Raw genomic sequence first — 12,628 nt, 5'->3', positions numbered from 1 at the left:
GCACCGTGACCACGACCAGTACCACGGGGTCCGGCACCACGGGGTCCGGCACCGTGACCACGACCAGTACCACGGGGTCCGGCACCACGGGGTCCGGCACCGTGACCACGACCAGTACCACGGGGTCCGGCACCACGGGGTCCGGTGTGGGCGGGCGTGCGGCCCAGCCGTCTGCCACCACCAGCACACCCGCACCCGCGCCGGCCGCTGTGAGCACGTCAGACAGCGCCATCCCCGGTGCAGCAACACCCACCACCACCAACGGCAGGACCACGACGGCTACGCCCACGAGTGGAGATCGTCCGGCTACGTCCGGACGCGGTGCCGTCCGGACGGCCACCACTGAACACACCACGAGCCCTGCCAGCACAGACACCCCGCAGCCCGGCCAGCCAGAGACCAGCACCCCCACCCCAGAGCCCAGCACCGAACCAAACCAGCCCGAAACCACCACCCAGCAAAACCAGCAGAAGCAAGAACAGAGGCAGGAACAAGAACAGGGGCAAGAACAGGGGCGGGGGCGGGACGGCAATGAGTACTTGCCCCCGCAGGACCTGCCGGCCGAGGCACCGGCCGAACTCCCTGGCTACCACCTGACCGGATCCGGCCAGGTAGGCACCGACCGGTGGCGCCCCCTGGAGAACAACGACCAACACTCCCCGCGACCGGAACCTTTCGTCCTCACCTCCAGGACCGGAGAGGACCGTCCCGGGCAGGACCAGCTCCCTCCCTGGCGCATGACCCGCCCGCCCCGGTCTGGCGAGTTGACCAACGTCGGATACGACTGGAAGTGGTACGAAAGCGGCACCGGTAAGCCGCCCGTCCTGTGGCTGACGCGCCGTCTGCACCTCACACCCGGAGACGACCTGACCTCCGCCAGTCTGCAAACCGTCCAGGACGCCCTGGCCGAAGGACTCCATACCTACATCAACGCACCCCAGCACCCTCTCCCCGACCTAGCACTCTTCACCCGTAGCACAACACCGCCCGAACTACGGGTAAGCGTCGAGTTCACCACCACCTCCGACACGGCCCACAACACCGTCACCGTGCACGCTGGCCTCCCTGCCCGCATGAACCAGAACACCTGGTTCACCGACGCGCACCCCGCCGCACTCGTCCACGAATTCCTCCACGGACTCGGCATCCCAGACGACCGCAATCACCACACCACCCCCACCGGCCAACACGACCCCAACCACGAAGAACTCACCAGTACCAAACACACAACAGCCGACAGCATCATGGGCCCCGTCCAACACCACGCAGACCCCACCAGCTTCACCCTCACCACCACCCACCTCAGCCACATAGCCCAGACCTACGCCCCCCACGCCCACCCCACCACCACCCACTACCCCACCACCCAAACAACGACACACACCGCACCCGACACGGACATCCCCCCAGCCGTCGACTACCAACTCCTGACCTCACAAGACAAGAAGCGCCCACTGATAGAAAGCCACCCATACGAAACACTGTGGCATTTCAACCCAATGCAACCGGAACACGTTTTTACTCATGGTGTTCCAGCCCGCGACACAAAGAAAAGAGTCAACCTCAACGACTATGTATTCGGAGAAGTACGGTCCCCGTTTGTATCGACCACGCATGACAGCGAACGCTGGCACAATCGGCGTAGATATCGTTACGAGATTGAACCGTGGCGGAACTTCGACCCCACGGGCGTGGATATGGAACTCTCCGGTATTGATGCCTTTCCTTACCTGCCGCGACCAGAAAGGGAGGTGGTTTTCACTGCGCGGATCGAGCCGTCTGCGATCGTACGGGTATTGGACAGTACTACGGGGCTTACCGGCACCTGGAACACCACCACCCAGAGCGTCGAGTGGGCCTACGGCACACCCTGGCCGCGGTCTAGAGAAGATCTTTCCTCACCCACATTCGTGCATTTCGCACACAAGCAAAAGGCGCTTTCCCAAGCAGCCATGTCCAGCATCGATGATCTGGCCGGTGACATCGTGAACCGTCTGGTCTATTCGTATCCACTTTCGTCTGATGACGAAATCAGAATAGAGGTCATGGGGTACGCGAATAAAAGTTTCAATGCAGACAGAGCCACCTCCACAAGCCTCGAACGTGCGAATGCCGCAGCGAAATTTATCCAGGAACGAATCAGATTTCATCTCGGGTCTCCTGGAGCTCGGGCCACCGACCTGACCATGCACAGGTTCACTGTGACGCAAGAAGGACTGGGCTGGAACCCCCTGCCCTATGCCGGTGGCACCGGTCCCGAGCATCAGCGAGCTGCAAGTATTTCCGTGCACATCATCGGTACGGATCCCCGAAAGACGCAGCTCTTTTTCGACGAGCCTTCAGAAATCAATCCGCCACGCATCATTGCAGAGATTCGGCGTGCTGATCCGGAGTATTCCTACCGTCATATTGATGAACTGGTCCGCAGGGTGTTGCATCTCGAAACCGATACTCTGGTCACTCCTTCTCATCAGCATGAAATATATAATCTCATAGAACCGTATCGCTTCGCAATGCTGAGACTTCCTGCTGAAAATCGGCCTCGATTGTCAGTAGCGAATCTGGCTCAATTTCACACGGTTCAACAAGGGTTGGTTTCTGGTGGGGCTGTGCGACGCGTGCCCTTGAGTGGCGATGTGGTGGGGGTGGTTTCGGGTCGGGGTGTTGAGGGTGGTGAGGTGGTTGTTGTCCGGGGGGTGGAGCCGTCGGATTCGGGTGTGGTGGTGGCGGGTCTGCTGGCTTTGCCGGGGTCGGATGTGGTGGATGCGCTGGAGAGGATGAGTCCGGAGCACCGGCGGTGGCTGGCGTCGGATGTGTCATTGGTGGACGGGTTGCGGGTGGTGTTGCCGGGGGATGTGTTCGCGCGGGTGGCGGCGCGGTTGCTGGTGGTGGTTCCGGAGCAGGTGTCGCGGCCGGTGTCTGCGCGTAGGGAGGCGTATGCGCAGGTGACGCGGATGATGCAGGATTCTGAGGTTGCGGCGCGGCTGCTCAAGGCGGGTGCGGCTGTGGTGGTGGTGCCGCAGGATGTTGCGCTCACGAAGGTCAGTTCTTTCGCGGGTCTGCATGGAGGGCGGGATCCGCTGTCTGGCCGGCCCAATGATGAGTTGCGTGGATCGGCTGTCGGGTTGGTGGCCGGGATCGCGGAGGAGAATCTTCTGGGGGAGGACACTCCGATCGGGCGGGTGTCTCATTACGCGGACGGTTATTCGACGGCGACGCATGAGATCGCTCACCTCGTTCATGAGGACGGCCTGTCGGCAAGCGACCGGGCCCTGATCACCCGGGTGTATCAGGAGAAGCGGCGTCTGGGACCCGACGTTCAGTGGCCGGACGGAATACGCCGAGACCTGGACGGGGAAGAGGCAGACAACTACTCGTCCACCGATGAATTTGAGTACTTCGCCCAGCTGACCAATGCCTATCTCGGCGTCAACCAGGACGTCGACAAGATGACCGGCCGTGACCGCTTCAACGGACCGGACTGGGTACGCACCAACGAAAGAGAACTGCTGCCGCTCCTGGAACGCCTATACGGTCCCGACCCGGCCGCTGTCCATGACGCGCCCGCAAACCCCGTCACTGCAACAACCACCGACAACAACGTGTACACAGCATTCCGGGACTTCACCCACCTCACCCAGAGCACGCCCCCGCAGGACCTGCCGGCCGAGACCGAACCCACATCGGCTGCTGGGGCCCTTGCACCGGCCCACCCGATGGTCGGTGGCGGCGCTGCGGGGCAGCGACACGCATCACCACCAGCGATGCAGCCGGCACTGGGGCCTTCCACCCAGCCCGTGCGACGGCCTCCCGTGAACGACGACGCAATGTCAGCCGGCACCCGTCCCGGACCACTTAGCGGTGCGAAGTCCAAGAAGACCGCCAGCACGGCCGGTACGAGCCAGAAGGCGGCCGGTGGACCCAACGGGTCACATGCCAGCCAGCAGCAAGCCGCCGATGCGAGCCGCGGGGTCTACACCGCTGATCTGAACGACGTGATAGAAGCCGCCCGTATCGCCCGCGAGGAAGCGGGAATGAGCGCACCTCTTGAAGGCACAAGACTGGTGAAACAGCTCATCATCAGATCTTTCGAACGTGAAGAGCTGCAGGTTTCCCAAAAGCTCGCAGAGTTCTACTGGGCCGTACTGGCGAAGTTTCCCGACCCAATCGTACGTTCTTTCCTTATGCCCACTCTGCAGCGGACTACTCCCCATTTGGTAAAAAGTCCGGAACTTTTGGAGATGGCCACCAGTATTCCGTGGATCCTCGAAGTCCTGTCCAATGCAAAAACGGCGGAAGGACCCCGCCACATGCTGGACTTTCTTGCCGAATCCTCCATTGGGCGCCTATCGCTTGAAGCAGACCAAACAGCCGCGGAAATGGTGCTCGGGGCGTTGGAGAGCGGAATCGATCCTACAACCCTCACGGGATGGAGCAAAGAGACACTTAAGGGAATCCTGTGGCGTCCGATGGTGCTCAATTTCCTTAATGATGACCGAGAAAAAATTGAAACTGCCGCACATGCCCGCGACTTGGCGCTGGCAATTTGCGGGGTACAAACATTTCGGGAGATTGTTGTCGGGGAGGGAGCTGATTTCCTGCGGCGGTTGATTCCGCGGCAGCCCTTCGTTTCGATCCTCCGCTATTATCCGGACAAGGTTTCGCAGGTGTTGCTGCGCCGGGTCCTGTATGACGATGTCTTGCTGGATCTACTGCATCTTCACGGGAACCAGATGCACATCCTGGTGCAGCTCCCCGCCCTACTGGAAACCGTCGCAGACAAGGCTGCCGCCAACCCGAACGGTGATGAGGCAAGGGCGCTGCTCGAGGGGATGCAGAACGACGAAGCTCATCCCTACAGGTCGGACCTGCAGGACATCCTGCTGGACATCCCTGACCTGGCCGACGCTCTGGCGGCGCGCCCGGAGCTGCTCACCGCGGCTTTCAACAACCCCCATCTGGCCCATGCCCTGTCTCAATTCCCCAGTCTCCTTGCCAAGGCGTTGAAATCCGGGGTTCCCGGCGAATTGTCCGAAGCGCTGAGGCGAGACTATGTTAAATATACTGAGCCGCAGAGAATTTACGCGGCGGTGGTCAAGCTTCTGGAGAACGCAGATCCGAATTTGCGAGATTACGTCACCTCGCTGAACAGATCAAGCCCTCAAAGGGCTTTGTGGCCGCATGAAGTCCGCCGCCTCCTCGGCACCCGAAAATACGTCGAAATATTGCGCGCGAAGATCACCTCCGGTGACAGCGCCACCGAGAAACTGGCTCGCGACGTACTGCGCCCCGCCCTGCGCCACGAGCCCATCCGCTTCCATCTCGCGGTAAACGCGGTCTGGGCCCTGGACAACCTGAGATTCATGAGTGACAGGGCATGGCACACGGACGAGAACGGCATGCAGCGGCCCACCGCCGTGTACGAAGCACTGCTGGCCAGCTCCCCCATTTTCTCGCAGTTCCAGAGTAATGATTTCATTGTCAATACTTATAAATCATTCCCGGAAGCGGGTGACTCCATTTTCCGGAGGATCCGCACCGACCACCGCCTTGCCTGGCTGAGGACAACACAGCTTATCAACCTCATGCCTGTGTATGAGGACCCTGACGAGGGTCGCCGGCTGGACGAGGCGCTGATGGCCAACCACGGGGCTCTGGCGACATTCCTCGAAATGAACACCGCAGCGGAAAATGCTGTGAAGAAGCTAGTGGCCACTAGCGCGGCCACCGCCTATCCCCTGCTGTGGCGGGCGCTGCAGCGCCCCTACTCGAATATCTCGGCGGCCCATTGGAGCGTGCTGCTGGAAGCAGATCAGGCCATGGCCAAGCTGAATGAGCCCGGCTCCCGAGATCTTCTGACGATGCTGACGGAGAACAAGGATCTGCTGCTGAATTTCCTGTCGCGTCCGGCGGCTCTGGACATGCTGGCGGAAGGGTCCTCTCTTCAGGATGCCTCGGCTCTCGGGCCTGACCAGCTAGCTGTTGCTGTAGGCGAGGTGGGACGGGGGCTGACCGCCACCGGAATTTCTCTTGTGGGTGCCAAGAAGGCGAAGACAGTCGTTAAAGACTGGCAGAAAAGGACGGGGGAGGAAAGTGTGTTTGCCGCGCTGGCGGAGCTGCCGGGTTTCAGTTCCACCAATTCCCTATTCATCAGGGAATTCGAGGATCCGAACAAGGGTGAAGTGTGGCGGAATCTGGCCATCAGGCGCCCGGGGGTCCTGCGTCTGGGCCAGGAAGACCCCCGCTTCTCTGCCCTCTACCATGGCCCTGAAATATTCCGGAAAGCGATGGGTGAGAATGACAAACTCTATGCCGATTTTATGGCCAATTCCCAGTTCAACATTGCCCCCTACCTCTTGGAGGATCTGGCCTACCAGCCGGAAATGATAGGGGTCTTCTACCGGAACGCGAATCTCTTGATGGACTCGCATCGCAGCTTCCGCGTGATTCTGCGCGGATCCGCGTTGATGGCGCGGGCGGTGTCGGAAAAGCACTGGGTGCCAGAAATCCTAAGGGCGCACCAGGGGCTGCCAAATGTGCTGGCCTCGTTCTGGAACAATGCCGAGACGTCCGATGCGGAGGTCAACGGCCAGCTTGGCGCGCTGGTCAGCAGCCCGGACATGCTGCGGTCCGCTGGAATGCCGGAGGTCAGGCAGGTGTTGGCGGACCACCCCGGGCTCGCGCAACAGATTGCCGCACATCCGCGGTCGGGATTCTACCCGTCGTGGATTCTTCTCTCGGACTCCAGGGCCCTGAACATTCTGACGTCCAGCCCGGAGCTGTTGGGGGTGGTCTTCGCCAATCGACAGCTGCTCCAGGCCACGACCGGCCCCAAGTCGCTGCCTCTGGTGCAGGCAATGGACTCCCATCAGCCGTTGGCGGTGCTGCTCGCGGACCGCCCCGACGTGCTCGACCTCCTGCGTGGTCACCCCGAGTTCTTCACCCCGCTTCCGGACGGCCTGCGCCCGGGGCAAAACGTTTGGGAACAGGCGGTTCCGGCCCTGCGGCACAGCCCCCACCTGGTCAAGGTCCTGGGTCAGGTGCCCCAGCTGTGGAAGATCCTGCTGGCCACGCCGGAGCTGTTCGCCGCGGCCACAGAAGACCGGTCGCTGGTCGCCGCCCTGACCAGCAACATCAGCAGCGGCCCGGTGACCAGGGCCCTGGCGGCCCAGCCCGACCTCGCCGCGGTGATGGCCGAGGGCATCCCCGGTCTCGGCCGGGCCCTGGACCGCAGAAACGCCGCCCTGGCCAACTTGCTGGCCAGCGCCCCCCGCATCCCCCGCCCCGTCCTACAGACCCTGCTGACCACACCAGCAGCGGTCTCAGCACTGTCCAGCCACCGCGCCGCCGCCGGTGCCCTGATGTCCGAACCGCACCTCCTCGAGGACGTCATCAGCCTCCCCAATTTGGGCGCCCGCCTGAAGGAAGCCACTCGCACACACACCGCTGCCACCCACACACATACAGGTGCCTCGCTCCACGCAGCCCTCACCGCTCCCGCCTCCGAACCGTCAAACACCGGAACGGGTGGAGCCCGGCCACGCCCGGAGGACCGGCCGGCAGGAAAACCCTCCAAGGGCAAGCGCCGTGAGCAGGCCATCGATACGCCCACCAGCAATAGCAAGAACCGGCACCAGCAGAGCGCACCACAGCGTGCGGACGACCCGCTGTGGAAGGACTTGACCGAGCTGACCAAGGTGCGGGCCCTTCCCGACGGGCAGGCGCGCGAACTCCTCGACAGACTGGCCGCCCAGTACGACCCCGAAACCCTCACCGAGCTGCTCCGTCCGCTGGAACACGCCGACGTCCGCACCGTGCTGCACGCAGCACCGCGGGAGACCATCGCCCTGCAGGAGGCGATCCAGGACTGGACGGATGTCCTCATCGACCTCAAATACCAGACCTACTACCAGTACCTGAAGGTCACCGGTGTCCCCCCGGACCACAAGACCGGGTTCACCGCTTACCTCTGGCAAGCGGGCCGCACCCTGCCCCAGCACAGGTACAACCAGGTACTGGAGGCGGCCGAGCCGGCCCACCGTCGGGCCCTCGACGAACACCGCGCGCAGCAGGAGGAGACCAGCCGACTCGAGGCGAACATCCTCCCGCACAAACCCAGCACATGGCACGGCCTGTTCAACGGTCAGTACATCGTTCCGGACAACAGCCCCGCCGCCCCGCTCAAAGACCCCGAAGCGGCAGAGGCCATGGAAAGGCTGGCTCAGGGCACACTACGACCACGCGACGAGCCCTACGGTCTCCACCAGTCCCTGCATATGCATCTCACCGGCGGCAGCCGAGGCTTGAGCTTCTATTACACCTACCTCAAGGACCACACATACGCAGGTACGACCTACAACGGGATCGTCCCGGTCCTCCTAAGCATCGCTGAAACCCGCTCCAACAACGATTACCGCTGGCTTGGCAACGGGGGAAAATACAGCAAGGGCTCACCCAAGCTCTCGGAAACCGATCCTCTGGTCCTCGCGTCCAAGAGATACCTCGCTACCCGTCCCACTCCCGCCCCCTCCGGGCAAGACCTTTCCAACCGGACATTCCGCGCCCTATCCAGCGCGCCCCTCCATAACGCGGCCGAGGAACAGCAGCGGACCGGGAATCCCCAGGCGGAGCGGGCCGTCGGCAGCGGCCTGCCCACCGGAGCCCCTCTGACGAATCCAGGACCGGACGGCGATTCCTCCCCCCGCCTTGAGGAACACGCTGTGCTACCCCCGGCCACGGGCATGACGGATATCTGGTTGGACGCCGAGGGAAGGCCCGTGCCGACCTACGGAAGGCCGGCCTCGCTCCTGGAGTTGATGATCCCCCCGGTGTCGACCGTGTATCCCGAGATCGAGACGGCGAACACCTGGGCGGTGGTGGGCACCCTGGCACGCCAGGTTGCAGACTGGGTGACGTTCCCCAGCGACGACATCTGGCGGGGCATCGGTGTTCACATCTCCCGTGGTACGGCTGTCACCTCGGAGGACGAACTGAGCAGCCATGCGTGGGCCATTGCCCTTGGCGAACTCTTCAACACCCAACTGGCTCAAGCATTGGCGCCGTTCCAGACAGGGACCGAGGTGTGGGGTCCCGTCAACGTCACCGTCGCCGAAGGGGTCGCGGAGGATGCCCCTGAACGGAGTGTGGTCATCAGAGTCGGCTTCGCGGACCAGTTGTCCGGTGTGATCGCCCCAGGGGCGCTTCGAGCGACATCGGTCGATGCGTCGATGGTGATCGGCCAGCTGTGGGCAAGTGATCCACAATTCTTCGGCCGGCATGTGGACCATCTGATCCGCGCTGTGCTGCACCTGCATCCCAGCCTGTACACCGCGGCGTACCGGCAGGACCTGTTGTCGCTGATCTACGCCGCTGCCGACGAGCACGCCAGGGCCACCGGCCACTCCGCCGAGACGTACGTCCCCGGGACAGTTGGGGAGCTGGCATCTTTCCACCTACGGCACGCCGGGCTGTCGGGCGCAGACAGCACCGATTCAGCTGTTCCGCCACAGTCACACGACCGAGACCTGATCCGCGACTGGGCGAGCCAGGTAACCCAGACCTTGGACCTGGACGTCACCTGGGTGATCGGCCCCGAGATAACCAAATACAGGTCGCAGGCCGAAAACGACGAAATGGTGCCAGCCCCATGGGCGGGCAATCAAGCGCCGCATCCGTTTGTGGTACTGGCCGACGCTTGGCCGGGCGGAGCCGTCCTGCGCCCCGCACAGGGTAAGGAACTGCACCTGACGCATGAAGAGTTCGCCCAACTGCTCGCCGAAGATGGCGTCCTCGCACAACTGCCGCCGGACACCGCGGTAGTACTGGCGGGATCGGGCACAGGAGCGGGCGGCCTAACTTTGCCTCGCATGGTCGCTGCAGCCACCAAGCGGCAGGTCTGGTCCTACTCCGGCAGCCTCAGCCTCATGCCGGACTTCGACACCCGGCACGTTCGGTTGGCCCCTGGTCTCTCTGTCGATCGCACGGCGGTGGTAGCAGGGCGATGGATCCTCTCTCTCCCATCTCTCTCGGACGATCTGCGACCGGCCACCGAGTACGGCGCCATAGAGGGGCGGGTAGCGGTCAATGGTCCGCTCTACACGGTGCCGGACAGCGAGGTGGCCACGCAATCCATCGTCGACCCCACCGGTCTGGTCATCGGTCGCGGCTCCTTTACAGACTTCCATTGGACCATCCGCGACCCCTCCTATCCGGCTCTGGGGCGTCTGAATACATTCATGCGGCAAAAATACGATGCGCAGAGAATCGACGGCGGGGAGCGGGTTGCGGGCAGCGAGCAGCCGGTGCCATGGCTGTATGGACCGCAACCATACTTCTTTGCTGCACATGGGGATAACACGTACATGACGCTGAGGCTGCGGGACGATAATCGTTTCCTCGCGAGTGGTAGGCAGGTCGGCGCGCTAATACGTCGTCGACCGAGCGTGCAGGGCCTGCACCCGGATGCTCCGATCGTGCTGCTCAGCTGTTCGACCGCCGCCCGGCTTGCCGACGGCATCCCAGGCTCGATCGCAAACACGGCGCAGGAGGTCGCCGATTCCACCCGACGCACCGTCTTCGCACCCACGACGCCCGTCGCCGTCTTCCGCCAGGGGTTCCCGGGTCCCGAGGATCCCATCACTATGACTCTGCAAGAGGCACCTGATGGCTCGCCCGGTGAGTGGCGCAAGTTCCGTCCCGAGCCCAGTAATGCCACACTGGAATACCTGACCCGGTCGCTCTATTACGACGGCTACCAACCCGAGCATGTCGAACTGACAAGGACACTGGTCCGCCAGCTCCGCGATGAATACGGCGCCGACATCGACAGGCGGGATGACTTCCTTGATCTCCTGCATTCGCTGGCTGCCCAGCACGCACCACTCCCGACAGGTTTTAGGCCACAGCGCACTGCCCACGGGTCCGCCCAGGGAGACCAGCCACTGCACACGACTGTTCCTATTTCCTCAGGTTCCGTCAGGAATGCGGAGAACGTTCCGGAGGAAGCGATCCGTGCGCGAGCGCTCCCACAACCTCCAATCCAGGCGGTGCAGGGGTTGGTTTCTGGTGGGGCTGTGCGACGCGTGCCCTTGAGTGGCGATGTGGTGGGGGTGGTTTCGGGTCGGGGTGTTGAGGGTGGTGAGGTGGTTGTTGTCCGGGGGGTGGAGCCGTCGGATTCGGGTGTGGTGGTGGCGGGTCTGCTGGCTTTGCCGGGGTCGGATGTGGTGGATGCGCTGGAGAGGATGAGTCCGGAGCACCGGCGGTGGCTGGCGTCGGATGTGTCATTGGTGGACGGGTTGCGGGTGGTGTTGCCGGGGGATGTGTTCGCGCGGGTGGCGGCGCGGTTGCTGGTGGTGGTTCCGGAGCAGGTGTCGCGGCCGGTGTCTGCGCGTAGGGAGGCGTATGCGCAGGTGACGCGGATGATGCAGGATTCTGAGGTTGCGGCGCGGCTGCTCAAGGCGGGTGCGGCTGTGGTGGTGGTGCCGCAGGATGTTGCGCTCACGAAGGTCAGTTCTTTCGCGGGTCTGCATGGAGGGCGGGATCCGCTGTCTGGCCGGCCCAATGATGAGTTGCGTGGATCGGCTGTCGGGTTGGTGGCCGGGATCGCGGAGGAGAATCTTCTGGGGGAGGACACTCCGATCGGGCGGGTGTCTCATTACGCGGACGGTTATTCGACGGCGACGCATGAGATCGCTCACCTCGTTCATGAGGACGGCCTGTCGGCAAGCGACCGGGCCCTGATCACCCGGGTGTATCAGGAGAAGCGGCGTCTGGGACCCGACGTTCAGTGGCCGGACGGAATACGCCGAGACCTGGACGGGGAAGAGGCAGACAACTACTCGTCCACCGATGAATTTGAGTACTTCGCCCAGCTGACCAATGCCTATCTCGGCGTCAACCAGGACGTCGACAAGATGACCGGCCGTGACCGCTTCAACGGACCGGACTGGGTACGCACCAACGAAAGAGAACTGCTGCCGCTCCTGGAACGCCTATACGGTCCCGACCCGGCCGCTGTCCATGACGCGCCCGCAAACCCCGTCACTGCAACAACCACCGACAACAACGTGTACACAGCATTCCGGGACTTCACCCACCTCACCCAGAGCACGCCCCCGCAGGACCTGCCGGCCGAGACCGAACCCACATCGGCCATGCCTGTGGGGACACGCCCCTTCGCGGTGCCGGGACCGGGGCCTGCTCAAGGCGAAAGCACACAGCCCGAGAACCCGGCCGGCAGCCCGCTCGCAGACCGGGTCCTCGCCACCCTCATCCCTCACCTGACTCCCGCCGGCTCACTCCCGCCAGGCGACACCCACACCAGCAACGCCATCACAAACCCCGTCGGCAAGCGATCTCTTCAGGCTGCCGTGCGCTCAGGTCAACTGCCGCCACGAGTCACCCTTGCGCAGAACGGCACCGATACGACCACCCGCGCGACAGGCACCACTCCGCCAGCGGCCACGCAACGGCCAACGGTCGGGACTCGACAGGAAACCAATCCCACAGAACTCCGGACGCCCCCGCGCACAGCCGCCGCGTCCAACCCGCCGGCTCCGTCACAGATCAACAGCCGCCCCATACGTCCGCTGGACCACGCCGCCCTGACCAGCCTGGTCCGCACCGTGAC

General features: G+C 63.3%; 2 protein-coding genes. One reads left to right on the top strand and one right to left on the bottom strand.

Annotated elements, in window-relative coordinates:
• A partial coding sequence (locus ACIA8E_RS40740) for a hypothetical protein (protein WP_399306985.1) occupies nt 1–289 on the bottom strand: 289 nt, incomplete at its 3' end.
• A 475-nt stretch (nt 290–764) separates the two neighbouring features.
• On the opposite strand from ACIA8E_RS40740, the gene ACIA8E_RS40735 reads away from it, so the two are divergent.
• Nucleotides 765–12,628 (top strand): lonely Cys domain-containing protein (locus ACIA8E_RS40735; protein WP_399306983.1); only part of this gene is annotated, 11,864 nt, incomplete at its 3' end.

The sequence above is a fragment of the Streptomyces sp. NPDC051664 genome (assembly GCF_044453545.1).
Classification (GTDB): domain Bacteria; phylum Actinomycetota; class Actinomycetes; order Streptomycetales; family Streptomycetaceae; genus Streptomyces.
Note: the sequence above shows the minus strand (reverse complement) of the source record. Positions and strands in the feature narration are given on the sequence as shown.